This is a genomic window from Catenulispora pinistramenti, assembly GCF_018274385.1.
In the GTDB taxonomy this organism is placed as follows: domain Bacteria; phylum Actinomycetota; class Actinomycetes; order Streptomycetales; family Catenulisporaceae; genus Catenulispora; species Catenulispora pinistramenti.
This window is the reverse complement of record NZ_JAAFYZ010000244.1, coordinates 1-15,810: the sequence shown is the minus strand read 5'-3', so window position 1 is coordinate 15,810 and position 15,810 is coordinate 1. Positions and strand designations below refer to the sequence as shown.

The window sequence follows — 15,810 nt, the reverse complement described above, 5'->3', positions numbered from 1 at the left end:
AGGGAACCGCGCTAGTTTCCCTGAGGTTGCCGAGGCCCGCCGGAGGCCCGGCCCTTCACCACAGCCCTTGACCTTGACCTTGCTTGTGGCTCTGACCCTGGCTCTTGATCTTGCTCTTGATCTGGCCTGTGCCCTTGCCCTGACTTGCTGGAGTTGAAGAGGCCTGAGGTGAGGCGGGGTTGTGAACGCGCGAACCGGCAGCCAAGTCACAGACCCGCCGACCCGAACCCCGAACCGGCACACCTATAACCGAAGGCCGTAAAAAGCTTTGCAACCCACACCCCAACCGCAACCCGCCCCGCAAACTCCAACCCCCCGCAAACTCCGCCCCCGCCCACAGTTCCAGAATCCCGCAACACCAGCCGCGAACCCATCCCATCCCGCGACCGGCACGTCGCGAACTGCCGGGCAACGGTTGCCTGATGCGCTACTAGCTAGCTAAGGCTTCGAAGCCGTCTTTATATAGAGCACCACCGCGCAGCCGACCGCCATCGCCGGCGCCAGGAACCAGGTCTCCATCTTGTTACCGGTGCGCTGGATCAGCGGTATCCCGGTGCGCAGCGTGAACGGCCAGAACAGTCGGCAGCCGTGGTCGGTGAGGCAGTCGCCGGCCAGGTGTGTCAGGGCTCCGAGGCCTATGGCGAACGGCAGCCAACCCGGCGCGCTGGCTATCCAGCGGTCCATCAGGACCGTGCCGCCGCCGGCCAGCAGGATGCAGGGCCCGTAGGCCTCCAGCTTCTCGCCCCGCGGGCACAGGTTCAGCGCTCGCACGGCCAGCACCAGCATGAAGAACACCAGGCCGAGGGTGAAGTAGCGGCCGAGGTACTTCTCACCGGCCCAGGTGCCGTAGGTGACGGCGGCGACGAAGGCCAGCGAGTGCGTGGCGTGCCGGTGCCCGCCGCTGATCTTCGAAACGCCCTTGCACAGGTTGTGGGTGATCGGCCCTACCGAGTGCGCGATGGTGCCGTTCGGGTGGTCGATGTCCGGCAGCAGCGCCGCCCCGGCCGTGATGAAGGTCCCGAAGATCAGGTCCTTGGGCTGGATGTGGGCGGTCGAGCCGTGCATCGCCGGATAGTCCAGGACGCTCATCGGCAGCGCCGAGGCGGCCGCCGCCCAGGCCAGTCCGCCGCTGGTCGCGTGTGAGTGCCCGAGCATGCCCGATCCGCCCCCTGGTTGTCTGTTCCGGTTCTGGCGATGAACGTATCAGGAAGGCGCGACGAAGCTCGGGGCGGCAGAAGACTGAGATCGACTTGTCCGCCCGGGCAGCCGCGGCAGAAGTGCCGTCGTCAGCCCGAGCGGCGACGGCTCAGATCGCGCAGGCCTGGGTGTTGACCGGAGTGTCGGTGGCGGCGCCGGCCGCGGCGTCGGAGGAGACCTCCGAGGCGGTCAGCGCGTAGCCGGTGTTCTTGTCCTCCAGCGACTTGGCGAAGACCACGCCGAGCACCCGGCCGTCGCTGGACAGCAGCGGGCCGCCGGAGTTGCCCTGCTGCACCTGCGCGTAGAGGGAGAACACCTGGCGGCGGACGTTGCCGTTGGAGTAGATGTCGGCGCCGGTGGCCGTGATCTGCTCGCGGATGCGCGCGGCGTCGACGGTGAACGGGCCGTCCTCCGGGTAGCCGACCACGAGCGCGTCGTCGTTGGCCTTGCCGGACAGGTCGAAGTTCAGCTGCGGCGCCTTCAGGCCGGGCACGTCCAGCACGGCGATGTCCCGCTTGGGGTCGAACAGCACCACGGTGGCCGCGTACTGCCGGTTGTCGGACTGCCGCACCACCAGCGAGCGGGTGCCGCCGACCACGTGCGCGTTGGTCATCACCTTGCCCGGGGCGTAGACGAACCCGGAGCCCTCGATGTCCTTGCCGCAGGACGGCGCCTGGCCCCGGATCTTCACGATCGAGTTCCGGTCGGCGCCGATCACCGGGCTGTTCAGCAGCGCCTGGTCCGGGGCCGGGACGTTCGCCGGGTCCTCGGCCTGGAAGGGCGCGAACACCTGGGGGAAGCCGTTGCGGTTCAGGATGTTGGAGAACCCGTTGAACCACTGGTTGGCACCCTGCGGCAGCACCTGTGTCATGCCCTTGAGGATGCTGGAGGAGCGCACCTGGTCGCTGATGGTCGGCACCGAGGACGTGAACAGCGCCAGCCCCAGGAACCAGGCCACCATCAGCACCGCGATCACCGACACCACCGAGCCGCTGACCGCGTCCACCAGCTGCGCGGGCTGCCAGGTGATGGCCTCGCGCAGCTTGGCCCCCAGCATCGAGCCGAGCACCTGCCCGACCACCGCCAGCGCCAGCACCGCGCACAGTGCGATCACCGAGGCCAGCAGGCTGCTGGACGAGCGGTCCAGGAAGTTCGGGACCAGCACGAAGCCCAGCGTCAGGCCACCGATGAAGCCGGCGAAGGAGACCACTCCCACGACGAAACCCTGCCGATACCCGGAGACCGCGAACGCCGCCACGACCAGCAGCAGCAGGATGTCGAGGATGTCCATCTACTTATCTTCTCCCCCCGGCGCCCCGCGGTCGCGGAACGCCAGCGCCAGCACCTCCTGCGGCAGCGGTTCGAACCGCTCCCTGTCCCACGGCCGCTCCCAGCCACCGGCCCGCAGCACCCCGTCCAGGAGCGCGGCGGTGAAGCCCCAGATCAGCAAGGGCCCGGCGTCGAAGGCCGGGCTCGAGTTCCCCGAAGGGCTGCCGACCAGCATCCGGTTGGCCGGGTCGACCAGGTCCCGCACCGCGATCCGGCACACCGAGGCGACCTCCCGCGGATCCCGTACCCGGACCGGGCTGGGGGTACGCCACCAGCCCAGCACCGGGGTCACCAGGAAGTCCGACGGGAAGACGTACTGGTCCGGCAGGATCCCGAAGACCTGCACCCCGGCCGGATCCAGATCGGTCTCCTCGTTGGCCTCGCGCAGCGCGGTGGCCACCGGCCCCTCGCCGGGATCGACCGCGCCGCCGGGGAAGGCCGGCTGCCCGGGATGGTTCCGCAGGGTCTTGGAGCGCTCGACGAACAACACGTCGGGACCGTGCACCGGGTCCTCGCCGAACAGGATCAGCACCGCGGAGCGCCGGGGCTCCCCGGCCAAGTCGGCGGGCCGCTTGAAGCGCGGGCCCAGCCCGGTCCCGCTTTCGGCGGCCCGGGCCAGCGGGAGCAACCACTCGGGCAACGAATCGGCTATCTGGATTCCCATGTCATGGGCAACGCTCACAGCGGCAGACCGCCTTCCCCCGGTTTGTACTTGAGCAAAGCGGCCGCCTTCACCGGGTCCTGCTCGCCAATCCCACGGCTGGGGCACAGGTTGGCGATCGGGCAGGCCCCGCACGCCGGCTTCTTGGCGTGGCAGACCCGCCGGCCGTGGTAGATCAGGCGGTGCGACAGGACCGTCCAGTCCTTGCGCGGGAACAGCTCCCCGATGGCGTGCTCGACCTTGACCGGGTCCTCCAGGTCGGTCCAGCCGAACCGGCGCACCAGGCGCCCGAAGTGCGTGTCGACCGTGATGCCCGGGACGCCGAACGGCTTTCCCGTCTCCGGGTCGATCGCGTTGCCGAGCACGACGTTGGCGGTCTTGCGGCCGACGCCGGGCAGCGTGACCATCTGCTCCAACTTGCGCGGGACCCGGCCGTCGAAGTCCTCCACCAGGGCCTTGGACATGCCCAGCAGGGACTTGGCCTTGTTGTGGAAGAAGCCGGTGGTCTTGATCATCGTCTCCAGCTCCTCCGGGTCCGCCGCGGCCAGGTCGGCCGGGGTCGGGTACTTCCGGAACAGCGCGGGGGTGACCTTGTTGACGCCCACGTCCGTGGACTGGGCCGACAAGATGACCGCGACCAGGAGCTGGAACGGGTTCTCGGCGTCCAGCTCGGCCTTGGCGTACGGATAGACCTCGCCGAGCTCGCGGTAAATCTTGCGGGCGCGGCGCACCAGCGCCGTGTGGGTCTCCGGCTTCGCTGTCTTCCCGTCGGAGACATCCGCCGCGGCTCGGGTCATGGACCCCACTGTAAGCCGATGAACCTAAGAGGCGCGTGTGAACTCGCGGTCATCACCCGTCGGCGCCGACGTGAACCGGCTCAACCTGTTAAGGCTGGGCCGGCCATATGCCCGCGCCGACACCAGTGCCGACACCAGTGCCGACACCGTGTCAGATCACGGCGAGCCGGTCCACCAGTAGCTCCACCCTGCGCTCGGCCAACTCCGGCAGTAGCCGTTGGGCCCGAGTCAGGGTGGCCAGTCCGTGCAGGGCCGCCCAGAACACCTCGGTGAACAGTCCCGGCTCGACGCCGTCCCCGGCGACCTCGCCGAGGGTCTCCAGCAGAGCGGCGAAGGCGTCCTTGAGCGGCGCCGGGGTGTCCTCCCGCGCGAAGGCCAGGCCGCCGTCGAGGTCGAACAAGGCCTCGTAGACCGCCGGGTTGCGTTCGGCGAAGTCGAGGTAGGCGTGGGCGAGGGCGGTGGCCCGGGCCCGCGGTCCGTCCGCGGCGGAGGTCGCGGCCCGCACCGCCTGGGCCATCTCGGTGGCGCCTTCGAGGGCGACGGCGCCGATGATCTCGCGCTTGCCGCGGAAGTGGCTGTAGAGGACGGGCTGGCTGTACTCGATGCGCTCGGCGAGGCGGCGGGTGGTGACCGCGTCCCAGCCCTGCTTCTCGGCGAGTTCGCGAGCCGTCGCCACGATGAGGCGCTCACGCTCCGCTCGTTCGCGTTGCTTGCGTTCCTGGACCGACATGACTCGATCCTAGCACCGCTAGACAATCGAGCGTCAGCAGTATTAGCGTTGCCTCATCGGCTAGCAATGCTAGAAAAACGGGAGGCTCCCATGTTCCACGCGCTCGAGATATTCACCACCGTGGTCTTCGGCGTGATGGTGGGGGTGGAGTTCGCGGTCGCCGTCATCCTCAGCCGGATCCTCGACGCCCTCCCCGGTGACAACGGCCAGATCGGCCACGCTCATGGGGGCCGGATGCTCGGCGCCGTAATGCCGTTCTGGTACATCGGCTCGCTGGTGCTCATGGTGGTCTGGACGGTCGCGAGATGGCACCACCACGGCACCGGCCTGGTCATCACCGCCGCCGCGCTCCTGCTGGTCAGCGTGATCATGTCGATGCTGCTGCTGGTCCCGATCAACAACCGGAACAAGACGTGGACCCCCGAGACCCGGCCCGCGGACTGGAGGGAGCAGCTGAACCGGTGGAACCGCTTCCACTACCTCCGGGTCGCCGTCATCGTCGCCGCCTTCGCGGCGCTGGTCGCCGCCCTCGTCTGAGGCAGAAAACCCTTATACAACCGTCGCATCCGCGTCCATCATGAACGCATGTCCCCGACGACCTTCGCGCCGAGCACCGCAGGCATCGCCCTGCCGGTGCCGGCTGCCGTCGTCGCGGCATTCGCAGCCGTCTGCGCAACCGCCGCAGCCGCAATCGCCGCCGCATTCGCCGGCGTCCGAAGCTGACCCTCCCCGCCTCCGGCGGGAACCGAACGGGGAGGGTGGCTCCCCTTACCGGTTCTCCGGCCCGCGCGTCACGGCTGACGCGCGTCCGGCCGTCGATCAGCCGACCCCTCAGCGGGACCGCGCCGATGCCGCGCGCCCGCGTCAGCTTCAGGGATCTGAGCATGTCCAAGCAGCAGTTCACCCGCACCAAGCCGCATCTGAACATCGGCACGATGGGCCACGTCGACCACGGCAAGACCACCCTGACCGCGGCGATCACCAAGGTCCTGGCCGAGCGCTCCACCGGCGCCGGCAGTGCCAACCGCTACGTCGCCTTCGACCGGATCGACCGGGCCCCGGAGGAGATCAGTCGCGGCATCACCATCAACATCGCGCACGTCGAGTACGAGACCGGCCTCCGGCACTACGCACACGTCGACATGCCCGGCCACGCCGACTACATCAAGAACATGATCACCGGTGCGGCCCAGGTCGACGGCGCGATCCTGGTCGTCTCGGCGCAGGACGGCGCGATGCCGCAGACCCGGGAGCACATCCTGCTGGCCCGGCAGGTCGGGGTCCCGCACGTGGTCGTCGCGCTGAACAAGGCCGACCTGGTCGACGACGAGGAGCTGCTGGACCTGGTGGAGCTGGAGATCAGGGACCTGCTGACCGCGCAGGGCTTCCCCGGCGAGCAGGTAGCCGTGGTCCGGGTGTCCGGGCTGCGCGCGCTTGAGGGCGACCCGGTGTGGACGCAGCGGATCCTCGACCTGCTGGCCGCGGTGGACACCACGGTCCCGGACCCGGTCCGCGACCTGGAGTCCCCGTTCCTGATGCCGGTGGAGAACGTGCTGACCATCACCGGTCGGGGCACGGTCGTCACCGGCGCGGTCGAGCGCGGCAGCCTGGCCCTGGGCTCCCAGGTGGAGGTGTCCGGCCACGGCGAGGCGTTCACCGCGGTGGTCACCGGCATCGAGACCTTCGGCCGGACGATGGAGGCCGCGCAGGCCGGGGACAACGCGGCGCTGTTGCTGCGCGGGGTGCGCCGGGAGCAGATCCGGCGCGGTCAGGTCCTGGCCGCCCCGCAGAGCATCCAGCCGCACCGCCGGTTCCGCGCCGAGGTGTATGTGCTGTCCTCGGCCGAGGGCGGCCGGCACACCGGCTTCGGCGCCGGCTACCGGCCGCAGTTCCACTTCCGCACTACCGACGTGGTCGGCTCGGTGGACCTGGGGACCGGTGGCGTCGCGCTGCCCGGCGACCGGGTCACGATGACCGTCGAGCTGGGCCACGGCGTCGCGATGGAGCCCGGCCTCGGGTTCGCCATCCGCGAGGGCGGCCGGACCGTCGGCGCCGGGACCGTGCTGGAGCTGGTGGACTAGGGCTGCCATCAGGGCCTTGTGACAGGTCGTGGCCCGATCGGGATTCCGATCGGGCCACGACCACCGCGTTCACCGGCTACCAGCGGACCACGAAACCGAAGTCGCCGGCCCGGCGGCCGGTCAGCTTGTCCCCGGAGGAGATCCCGCCCGCCGCGATCAGCTTGGCGACCTCGGATCCCGACAGTTCCAGCCCGGTCGCGATGAGCGTCGTCACCCGGAGCGGGATGCGGTGCGAGAAGTGCACGCCGACATCGAGGATGTCGGCCTTGGGCAGCTCCACCGGATCCATCTCCAGCGTCCACGCGTCGGTCCAGTCCAGCGCGATGTCGTTGCGGCGGGCCACCAGCGGATCGGTGAGCAGCCGCGCCGCGAGCGCGGGGTCGTTCTCGTGGAAGCCGCTGAGCAGCGCCGGATCGATGGTGCGGACGTTGGCCCGCTCCAGCACCGTCAGCTTCGTGGTCTCGCCGCACTGCGCGCACAGCGCCAGCAGCCAGATGTCGAGCAGCTTGTGGTTCGCGTTGACCCGGAACAGTCCTCGGGTCCGGAACTCCATCGAGGGGCAGACCCGGCAGCGGCGCCGGATGGTCGGGAAGTCGGTCGGGCGGACGCGCCAGCGCGTGGCGGCGCGCACGAGGAAGGTGTTTTCGTGCACCAGGAAGGCCGATCTGCTGTGAGATCTCGTTCAGACGTCGGCACGGCACCCCGGAAAAGGAGTACGGCGCCGGCTCGACCCACGGGTGCCCGGCAAAGGGGCGGTCGCAGGTCGATGACCTGCCGAAGGGCACGCGGAACTGAACCGGTGGCGCGCAAGCGCGGTGCGGCTGGGGACCCGTCAGGGGGTGGCGTGCCTATCGGCGCGATGAACGTCTCAGCTGGTGTACAACGGCCCGTCCTCGACGCGGCGGCCTGGATCGCCAGTGGGCGGATCCTGGATGACTGCGCGATCGTAATACCGGTGGATCCGGCGTGGCCAGCGAATATGCTGCGGCCTATGACCAGACCCGCAGCCGGCGCACCGTTGCGGCGCTGTGCGGAATGTGGCGGGTACGAGTACAGCGGTGCGTCGGTGTGTGACACCTGTAGCGCCTTGGTGGACCGCATCATCGAGGACGAGTGGTCCGCGTTCCGGCAAACCTGGCACCCCGACGAAGTCCCGGAGAGCACGCTGGCCGAGCTGGTCCTCGCCGAACCCGACCGGCATGACTGGCGGATCGTCGACGCCGCATACGACCGACTGACCTGTGAGGAGTGCGGTGAGCGGCTGAGCCGCGGGCCGGTAGGGTGTTCGGCCTGCGATCTCGCGCACGGGTTCCGTTACGCCGCCATCGAAACGGACCGGCCGGGTGCGCAGCCGGGCAACGAGCACGCCGTCCGGGTCAACATCTCGGTCGTGCGGCGCCCGCGGGTCACCTCAGAGAGCGAGCTCCTGGCCCGCCGACTGGTCCTGCCGCTGCTGCTGATCGGCTCGCTGCCGACCACCGAACAGGCGCAGCGGGTCAGTACTCTGATCAAGAAGGCCCCCGCAGCAAAGCGGGCCCGGCTGGCCGAACAGGCCGTGGCCGACTGGATCGGCCAAGCCCAGGCGAGCGGGCCCGGCTGACCGAACACGCCGCGGCGGCCGGGAGCGGCCAAGTCCTCAGCCGACCTCGACGGTCACCGTCCGGGTAGTCCCGTCGTGCGCGGTCAGCGTCACCGGGCCGAAGGTGATGATCGGGATGGCGCCGCCGTCGCCGCCCCGGTAGTAGCCGGTCGCCCGCGTGATCCGCACCGCCACCGCCACCAGCGCGCCGGCGGTGCTGGCGTCGCCGTGCACCTTGGGCTCGGTCAGCGCCCGGTGGCCGTACGCCTCGCCCCACTCCCGCACCGCCCGCGCGTCCCGGCTCATCTCCGGCAGGATGCTGTCGTTCGCCCAGGCCCACAGCCACGATTCGGCCTCCGCGTTGAAGCTGCCGAGGATCTGTGCCGGGGCGGTCGCGGTCTTGTCCGGGAACCTCCACGTGATCAACCCGGTCTGCTGGTCCAGATCCCACCGGCCGGCCGAGCCCAGACCCCAGGCCTTGGCGTGCGCGGCGCCCAGCTGCTCGATCATGTTCTCGCCCTGGAGCAGCAGGGTGTTCAGGTCCGAGGCCGCCGACAGGCCCGGGTCCGGAGCGGCGCCGCGGTCGTGAGGTCCCATGCGGCGCAGTCTGCCAGGCGTCAGGCCGAGGAGGGCGCGCGGACCAACGCCGGGAGCAACGCGGCCACGCGATCGAGCTGTCCCTCCTGCGCGGCCAGCCCGATGGCGCCGAGCCGAAGGACCAGATGCCTGGCCCCGGCCGCGATATAGGTGTTCAGCCGCCGGGCCACCTGCTCGGCCGTTCCGGTGACGACGGCCTGGATCCTCGCCAACTCGGCCAGCGGCATGCCGTAGTTGGCTCGGGCGTAGACGTCGAGCCGCGCCCGGCCCGCCGCCTCGTCGGCGTCGACGCGGACCGTCACGAACAGCGCCGGCGTGACGGCGTCGGCCGATCGCCCCGCCTGGCGCGCGGCATCGCGGATCGTCGTCAGGCCACTGCGATAGTCGGCCGGGTCCGGCGGATACGGGAGCCAGCCGTCGTAGTGCCCGGCGACGCGGGCCAGGGCCGCCGGGGTCGCACCGCCCAACCAGATCGGCGGCCCTTCGGTCCGGAACGGCTTCGTCGCCGGCGGCAGGTCGTCGAAGCGGACGAGGTCGCCGTGAAAGGAGGTGGCTCCGGCCCACCACGCGCGCCACAGCGCCACCGTCTCGTCCAGCCGCTGGAAGCGGCGTTCCCAAGGCAGCTCGGACAGCGTGTACATGGGCCGCCCGAACCGGCCGGGGAACCCGGCACCCACCGCGACCGTCAGCCGGCCGCCGGACAGCGCGTCGATGGCGGCCAGCGAGTGCGCGACCTGCACCGGCCGCCTCATGAACGGCAACAACGCGCCGGTCCCCAACGTGACGCGCTCGGTCGCCGGGGCGAGCGCCGCCAGCATCGTCAACGCCTCGATCCGCGGGCTGACCAACGAATCGTTGACGAAGAGCGAGGAGAACCCGATCCGTTCGGCCCGTTTCGCCAGCGCCACGACGGCCCGCGGATCGTCGCCGGGTTCCCACTGGGCCTCGCCGGTCGGGAGCAGCACACCGATGTCCATGACCGCGATGCTCGCCGGTCCGGTGCGGCGTCTCAATTCCCTGCGGGGAATCGCCGGGGTGCGGCGGCGGTCAGCGCGCCATCGCGATCTCCTCCTGGACCCACGACAGCTTCTCCGGATTGCGGATCACGTAGATCCCGGTGATCAGGCCGTTCTCGGTCTGCATGGTCACGATCGTGTCGACCGTGTCGCCGTCCCGCATGATCACCGCCAGTCCGCCGTTGACGTACGCCGTCTCCATCGCCACGAAGCCCGGCAGGTGGGACAGGCTGTCCGCCAGGAACCGGGACACCACGTCGGCGCCGTAGAGCGGCTGCGCCGTGGCCTGCACGACCCCGCCGCCGTCGCCGATGAAGACCACGTCCGGGGCCAGCAGGTCGAACAGGCCCTGGAGGTCGCCGGTCGTCACCGCCTTCTGGAACGCCTCGGTGGCGCCGCGGGCCTCGGCCTGCGAGGTGCTGCCGCGCGGCCGGCGCGCCGCGACGTGGTTCCGGGCCCGGTGCGCGATCTGCCGGACCGCGGCCGGGGTCTTGTCCACCGCCTCGGCGATCTCGTCGTACTCCAGGCTGAACACCTCGCGCAGTACGAACACCGCGCGCTCGGCGGGCGTCAGCGTCTCCATCACCAGCAGCATCGCCATCGAGACGCTGTCGGCCAGTTCCACGTCCTCGGCCACGTCCCGCGTGGTCAGCAGCGGCTCGGGCAGCCACGGCCCGACGTAGGACTCCTTGCGCCGCCCCAGCTTGCGCAGCTGGGTCAGCGCCTGCCGGGTGGTGATCCGCACCAGGTAGGCACGCGGGTCCCGGACCGTCTCCAGGTCCACGGTGGTCCAGCGCAGCCAGGTCTCCTGCAACACGTCCTCGGCGTCGGCCGCCGAGGCGAGCATTTCGTAGGCGACCGTGAACAGCAGGTTCCGGTGGGCGACGAAGATCTCGGTCGCGGACTGGCCCGTCGTTGTCTCGCTCATGGATGGCACCTGCCTGTTCGCTCACGAGTGCTTTTACACCAGACATCGCGGACCGCGCCTTTGTGACGCGCCCCCTACGTGATGCACGTCACACCCGCTGATCGTCACGGGCCAGGATCGGCCGGCGTCTGGTGTCCATGGAAACCCGGTTCAACCTTTTCGACAGCCCGACCGCCGCCAAGCTGGCCAAACGCTTCTACGCCGCCTCCCAGGTGATGGAGAAGTCGCCGCTGCCCAAGTCGCTCCAGGACCTGATCTCGCTGCGGATCAGCCAGATCAACGGCTGCGGCTGGTGCGTGGACATCCACACCAAGGAGGCCGCGGCGGCCGGCGAGACGCCGCTGCGCCTGAACCTGGTCGCGACCTGGCGGCACAGCACGGTGTTCACCGAGACCGAGCGCGCCGCCCTGGCCCTGGCCGAGGAGGGGACCCGGATCACCGCCCCCGGCGCGGTGGTGTCCGACGCCACCTGGGACGCGGCCCGCGCGCAGTTCGACGACGACCAGCTCGGCACGCTGATCTGCCTGATCGCCATGATGAACGCGACCAACCGGATGTCGCTGATCCCGAACATGCTGGGCGGTTCGTACGAGCCGGGCATGTTCGCCGCTCTGGAGTAGTGAAGGCCGTAGGCCTTGCGTCCTACGAACGCGCCGCGCGCCGGACCTCGGCGAGGCGCGCGGCCAGGAAGGCCCGCTCGGGCTCGTTGTCGGTGAGCACCAGGGCTTCCTCATACGCGGTAATGGCTTCCGGCCACTGCTTCAGCTTCCTGAGGAAGTCGGCGCGGGCCGCACTGAGATAGCGGTATGTCGCCAGCGCGGGCTCGGCAGCCAGATCATCGAGGGCGATCAGGCCCGCCCGCGGTCCGTCCCGCATGCCGACTGCCACCGCCCGGTTGAGCTCGACGACCGGCGAGGGCCACAGGCGCAGCAGGACGTCGTAGAGGGCGACGATCTCCGACCAGTCGGTGGCCTCGAAATCGGGGGCTTCCGCATGGACGGCGGCGATCGCGGCCTGGACCGCGTAGCGGGTCGGCGGACCGCCGCGCAGCGCCTCGGTCAGCAGGTCGGTGCCCTCGGCGATCAGCCGCCGGTCCCAGCGGGACCGGTCCTGGTCCGCCAGCAGGATCGGCTGACCGTCGTCGGCGGTGCGGGTGGCGCGACGGGCGTCGATCAGGAGCAGCAGGGCGAGCAGACCGGCGGGTTCGGCGACCGGCAGCAGCCGGTGAAGGGTGCGGGCCAGCCCGACCGCGGAGGCGACCAGGTCTTCGCGGATCAGCGCCGCGCCGACCGGGGCGTTGCTGCCCGTGGTGAAGACCAGGTGGACGACGTCACAGACCGTTGAGACCCGCTCGGGCAGGTCGGCGGCGGTCGGCACCCGGTAGGGAATGCGCGCCGTGGCGATCTTCTTCTTGGCCCGGGTGATGCGCGCGGCCATGGTGCTCTCCTGGACCAGGAACGCCCGGGCGACCTCGGCCGTCGACAGGCCGCAGACCAGGCGCAGGGTCAGGGCCACCCGCGCTTCGCGGGACAGCGCGGGATGGCAGCAGGTGAAGATCAGGCGCAAGGTGTCGTCGGCGACGGCCGGGGGCTCGGCCGCGTCCTGCGGGCCCGGGACGGTGTCGTCCTCGACCAGCAGCGGCATCGCGCGCCGCCACACCGATTCCCGGCGCAGCAGGTCACGGGCCCGGTTCCCGGCCACGGTCCGGAGCCACGCGCCGGGGTGCTCCGGGATGCCCGCCGACGGCCAGGTGCGCAGCGCTTGGGTGTAGGCGTCCTGGACGCATTCCTCGGCGATGTCGAGATCGCGGGTCACGCGGACAGTCGCGGCCAGGACCGGGGCCCAGTGCGCCCGGTGGGCGGCTGCCACGGCGGCGCCGACGTCAGAGGTGTCGGCGTCGGCGCCGCCGTGGGCTGTGGGGTTCTCGGATCCGGTCACCGGTCCGACCCGATGGCGGCCATCCAGGTCAGCCGTGGTGGACCAGCGGCGTGATCTCCACCCCGGAGTGGTCGTGCCGGACTTCGGCCAGCTCCCGGCTCAGCGCCACGACTTCGTCCAGATCGGCGGCCTCCAGCAGGTAGAAGCCGCCGAGGACTTCCTTGGTCTCCAGGAACGGGCCGTCGGTCACCGCCGGTTCGTCGCCGGTGCCGGTACCGGTGCCGCGCAGCGTGGTGGCCGTCGACGACGGTTCCAGCTGGCCGGAGGCCAGGATCCGGACGCCGGCCCGGTTCACGAAGGCGACGTGGCCGGCGTCGATCTCGGCCGACTCCGCCGCGGACATGGTCTCCCAGCGCTGCTCGTTGCCGTAGATGAGGAGCATGTACTTCGCCATCGGTGTTCCCTTCGTGGCGGGCCGGATATCGACCCTCTCACTAGTTAGGGACGATCGGCATCAGCACGGATCGACAACCGCGCCTGCTCGACCGCCGCGGCGAGTGCTTCCTCCTCAGCCACCGCGACCTCGGGCACGACACCGACGCCCTCCCAGTCCGTCCCGGTGAACGGGCTCTCCGACCGGCAGTTGGGGACGGTCACCGTCACGTGCTCGGTGAGCTGGTACCAGTCGGTGGGGTGGGCACCGCCCCGCGTGGTGGCCCCGATCAGCGTGGCGCGCTTCAGGCCCTGGAGCGTGTAGGCCAGGTCCTCGCCACCGGAGAAGGTGCGGGCGCCGGTCAGGACATAGACGGGATGGTCGAGGTAGCGCGGGCCATCGACGTGGCCCAGCGACCAGTACTGGCGCGTGCCCTTCACCCGCGAGTGCGAGGTGGTGAGCAGGGTGTCGGCGCCGGCGATCAGGTAGCTGCACCACAACTGCACGCCGTCGGTGGACCCGCCGATAGTGCCGCGCAGGTCCACGATGAGCGCCTTGGTACCGGCCACGACCCGCATCGCGGCGGCGATGGTGGCGCCGCCGATCTCGGCCGTCGGGATCAGGGTGAGGTCGAGGTAGCCGATGCCGCCGTCCAACACCTCGACCTTGCGCACGCCGTTGTTGTGCTCCCGGCACAGCGCGGCGAACATGGCCGCGCCGGCCTCCTCGTCCTCCAGCGGCTCGGGCTCCTCGCTCCAGATGAGCCGCAGGTGCTTGTCCCGGCAGACGTCGAAGAACACTTTGGTGACGGCTTCACAAGTGGCGGCGCCGTCCAGCTGCGCATACTCGCCGGCATCGGCGGCGCGCCGGATCTCGGCCGCGGCGCGCGCCGCCTTCTCCGGGTCGATGTACTCCGCCTCGAACCGGGCCAACGCGGCTTCGAGGACCTTCGGGCCAAGGATCATGGCAGGTGATCATAGGGGTGTAACGGATTCGGGTCATCGAGCGCCTGTTCTATGAGGCATTTATGCGGGCAGCGCCTGCTACGTGCCGACTGGACGTGCCACGCCGTACCCCCCGAACGGCGTGGCGCGTCCATTTCCATGCCCCGCACTAGTATGTTCGTTACACGAACTACTGGGGACGGAGTCCGCCATGGCCGGGAATGCGGTTCAGTACGGGATCGGCGTGTCGAATGCGGTGCGGGACGTCGAGCAGACAATGGGGATCATCGATGTCGCCGACCGCGCCGGCCTGAGCCACTTCTCCGTGTCCGACCACCCCTATGTGGGCCGGATGCTCGATGCGTACTCGCTGGTCGGGGTCGCCCTGGGGCGCACCCGGAGCATCAGCGGGATGGTGAATGTCAGCAACCTGCCGACCCGCCCCGCCCCGATGCTGGCTCGGGCGGTCACCTCGCTGGCCGTACTGAGCGGCGGCCGCGTGGTGACGGGACTGGGCGCCGGCGGGTCGTGGGACGACATCACGCGCCTCGGCGTTCCGCGGCTGACCGGAGGCGAGGCGGTACGCGCCTTCGAGGAGGCCTTCACCGTGATCAGATCACTGGCCGGCGGCGGGGCCCCGGTCACCTTCGACGGCGACTTCTATCACCTGGACCGCGTCGAACCGGCACCCGTCGACGCGCCGCCGATCTGGACCGGCTCGGTCGGCGCGAAGTCGTTGGCGGTCACCGGCCGCCACGCCGACGGCTGGATCCCGGGCCGTGCCGCCGACTGGCTCAGCTCCCGCTACCGCGAGTCGCGCCCGATCGTGGACGAGGCCGCACTGGCCGTGGGCCGCACCCCGCACGACATCGCCACGATCTACAACCTGCCGGGGCGCATCAGCCCCACGCCGCTGGCGACGACCCGCGACCAGGACGGCCTCTGGCTCGGCGGTTCAGTAGCGCAGTGGGTGGAGGAGCTGAGCGGTGCGGTTTCGGAGCACGGTGCGGACGGCTTCACCTACTTCCCGGTCGGCGACCTGCCCGTCGAGCGTTCGTCTGCGCTATGGGCGGAGGAGGTCGTGCCCGGGGTGCGGGAAGCGTTGGGTAGCTAGTGCCGCGTCAGGCAACGTTTGCCTGGGAGTTCGCGATGTGCTCGGGAGTCCGCGATGTGATTCGCGATGTGCCGGTCGGCGGGCGGGATCTGTTGGCGGGTGGAGTTTGCTGGGGGCTTGAGTTTGTGGGCCGGGTTGCGGTTTGGCTGTTGTTTGAAAGGCGATTTTTACGGCCTTCGGTCATAGTTGAGCCGGTTCGGGGTTCGGGTCGGCGAGTCTGCGACTTGGCTGCCGGTTCCCGCGTTCACAACCCCGCCCCACCTCAGGCCTCTTCAACTCCAGCAAGCCAGTGCAAGGACAAAGGGCCAGATCAAAAGCAAGATCAACAACACAGGCAAGATCAACAGCAAGATCAAGGTCAAACCCATGGTGAAGAGCCGGGCCTCCGGCGGGCCTCGACAACCTCAGGGAAACTAGCGCGGTTCCCTAGGGTGGCCGATCTAGTCTCAGCGGCTGCGGCCTGTGAGGTGGTGCGGTCCGTTCCCCACGGTCGCGTCGTCAGCCCGATGGGTACAGCACCGGTGTC

At 70.1% G+C, this 15,810-nt stretch carries 18 protein-coding genes; 6 read left to right on the top strand and 12 right to left on the bottom strand.

Annotation, left to right across the window (positions count from 1 at the left end):
* Positions 1 to 438: 438 nt before the first annotated feature.
* The 5 genes from KGQ19_RS41230 to KGQ19_RS41210 all read right to left on the bottom strand — a co-directional run bounded on the left by KGQ19_RS41230 (position 439) and on the right by KGQ19_RS41210 (position 4,714).
* Positions 439 to 1,155 (bottom strand): metal-dependent hydrolase, encoded by a 717-nt coding sequence (locus tag KGQ19_RS41230; protein WP_212019693.1) that lies wholly within the window; start codon positions 1,153 to 1,155, stop codon positions 439 to 441.
* A 151-nt stretch (positions 1,156 to 1,306) separates the two neighbouring features.
* Complete coding sequence (locus KGQ19_RS41225; RefSeq protein ID WP_212019691.1) at positions 1,307 to 2,488, bottom strand: MarP family serine protease; 1,182 nt, start codon at positions 2,486 to 2,488, stop codon at positions 1,307 to 1,309.
* Complete coding sequence (locus tag KGQ19_RS41220) at positions 2,489 to 3,190, bottom strand: NUDIX hydrolase (RefSeq protein WP_230420243.1); 702 nt, start codon at positions 3,188 to 3,190, stop codon at positions 2,489 to 2,491. It abuts the gene before it with no gap.
* A 14-nt stretch (positions 3,191 to 3,204) separates the two neighbouring features.
* A complete protein-coding gene (gene nth / locus KGQ19_RS41215; protein WP_212019687.1) occupies positions 3,205 to 3,984 on the bottom strand; it encodes an endonuclease III in 780 nt (259 codons plus the stop codon).
* Between the two features lie 151 nt (positions 3,985 to 4,135).
* Positions 4,136 to 4,714 (bottom strand): TetR/AcrR family transcriptional regulator, encoded by a 579-nt coding sequence (locus KGQ19_RS41210; protein ID WP_212019685.1) that lies wholly within the window; start codon positions 4,712 to 4,714, stop codon positions 4,136 to 4,138.
* Positions 4,715 to 4,804: 90 nt separating this feature from the next.
* Between KGQ19_RS41210 and KGQ19_RS41205 the strand changes: the two genes are divergently transcribed.
* The 3 genes from KGQ19_RS41205 (at position 4,805) to tuf (ending at position 6,795) form a co-directional block, all read left to right on the top strand.
* Positions 4,805 to 5,251 (top strand): anthrone oxygenase family protein, encoded by a 447-nt coding sequence (locus KGQ19_RS41205; RefSeq protein WP_212019683.1) that lies wholly within the window; start codon positions 4,805 to 4,807, stop codon positions 5,249 to 5,251.
* Positions 5,252 to 5,299: 48 nt separating this feature from the next.
* Complete coding sequence (locus KGQ19_RS41200; protein WP_212019681.1) at positions 5,300 to 5,437, top strand: hypothetical protein; 138 nt, start codon at positions 5,300 to 5,302, stop codon at positions 5,435 to 5,437.
* A gap of 161 nt (positions 5,438 to 5,598) precedes the next feature.
* Positions 5,599 to 6,795: an elongation factor Tu gene (tuf, locus tag KGQ19_RS41195; RefSeq protein ID WP_212019679.1), complete on the top strand. Its 1,197-nt coding sequence runs from the start codon at positions 5,599 to 5,601 to the stop codon at positions 6,793 to 6,795.
* Positions 6,796 to 6,871: 76 nt separating this feature from the next.
* Here the strand turns inward: tuf and KGQ19_RS41190 are convergent, their stop codons facing one another.
* Positions 6,872 to 7,447, bottom strand: a complete 576-nt coding sequence (locus tag KGQ19_RS41190) for a DUF1062 domain-containing protein (protein ID WP_307856669.1) — start codon at positions 7,445 to 7,447, stop codon at positions 6,872 to 6,874.
* A gap of 339 nt (positions 7,448 to 7,786) precedes the next feature.
* Here KGQ19_RS41190 and KGQ19_RS41185 point away from each other — a divergent pair, with 339 nt between their 5' ends.
* Entirely contained in the window at positions 7,787 to 8,395 is a 609-nt protein-coding gene (locus tag KGQ19_RS41185) for a hypothetical protein (protein WP_230420242.1), read from the top strand.
* A gap of 36 nt (positions 8,396 to 8,431) precedes the next feature.
* Here KGQ19_RS41185 and KGQ19_RS41180 read toward each other — a convergent pair whose 3' ends face one another.
* The 3 genes from KGQ19_RS41180 to KGQ19_RS41170 all read right to left on the bottom strand — a co-directional run bounded on the left by KGQ19_RS41180 (position 8,432) and on the right by KGQ19_RS41170 (position 10,915).
* Positions 8,432 to 8,971 (bottom strand): DUF6882 domain-containing protein, encoded by a 540-nt coding sequence (locus tag KGQ19_RS41180; RefSeq protein ID WP_230420241.1) that lies wholly within the window; start codon positions 8,969 to 8,971, stop codon positions 8,432 to 8,434.
* Positions 8,972 to 8,991: 20 nt separating this feature from the next.
* Positions 8,992 to 9,948 carry an LLM class flavin-dependent oxidoreductase gene (locus KGQ19_RS41175; RefSeq protein ID WP_212019677.1) on the bottom strand — a complete coding sequence of 319 codons (957 nt, stop codon included), beginning with the start codon at positions 9,946 to 9,948 and terminating at the stop codon, positions 8,992 to 8,994.
* 70 nt (positions 9,949 to 10,018) lie between these two features.
* Positions 10,019 to 10,915, bottom strand: coding sequence for an RNA polymerase sigma-70 factor (locus tag KGQ19_RS41170; protein ID WP_212019675.1), 897 nt, complete (start codon positions 10,913 to 10,915; stop codon positions 10,019 to 10,021).
* Positions 10,916 to 11,052: 137 nt separating this feature from the next.
* Here KGQ19_RS41170 and KGQ19_RS41165 point away from each other — a divergent pair, with 137 nt between their 5' ends.
* Positions 11,053 to 11,535, top strand: coding sequence for a carboxymuconolactone decarboxylase family protein (locus KGQ19_RS41165; RefSeq protein WP_212019695.1), 483 nt, complete (start codon positions 11,053 to 11,055; stop codon positions 11,533 to 11,535).
* Positions 11,536 to 11,557: 22 nt separating this feature from the next.
* Here KGQ19_RS41165 and KGQ19_RS41160 read toward each other — a convergent pair whose 3' ends face one another.
* From KGQ19_RS41160 to KGQ19_RS41150, 3 genes are read right to left on the bottom strand one after another with little or no spacing between them, the layout of a single operon-like run.
* Positions 11,558 to 12,853, bottom strand: a complete 1,296-nt coding sequence (locus tag KGQ19_RS41160; RefSeq protein WP_212019673.1) for an RNA polymerase sigma factor — start codon at positions 12,851 to 12,853, stop codon at positions 11,558 to 11,560.
* 28 nt (positions 12,854 to 12,881) lie between these two features.
* Positions 12,882 to 13,247 carry a YciI family protein gene (locus tag KGQ19_RS41155; protein WP_212019672.1) on the bottom strand — a complete coding sequence of 122 codons (366 nt, stop codon included), beginning with the start codon at positions 13,245 to 13,247 and terminating at the stop codon, positions 12,882 to 12,884.
* A 44-nt stretch (positions 13,248 to 13,291) separates the two neighbouring features.
* On the bottom strand, positions 13,292 to 14,191 hold the full coding sequence (locus KGQ19_RS41150; RefSeq protein WP_212019670.1) for a S41 family peptidase: 900 nt from the start codon (positions 14,189 to 14,191) through the stop codon (positions 13,292 to 13,294).
* Positions 14,192 to 14,381: 190 nt separating this feature from the next.
* On the opposite strand from KGQ19_RS41150, the gene KGQ19_RS41145 reads away from it, so the two are divergent.
* A complete protein-coding gene (locus KGQ19_RS41145; protein WP_212019668.1) occupies positions 14,382 to 15,284 on the top strand; it encodes an LLM class flavin-dependent oxidoreductase in 903 nt (300 codons plus the stop codon).
* The last annotated feature ends 526 nt before the right edge of the window (positions 15,285 to 15,810 follow it).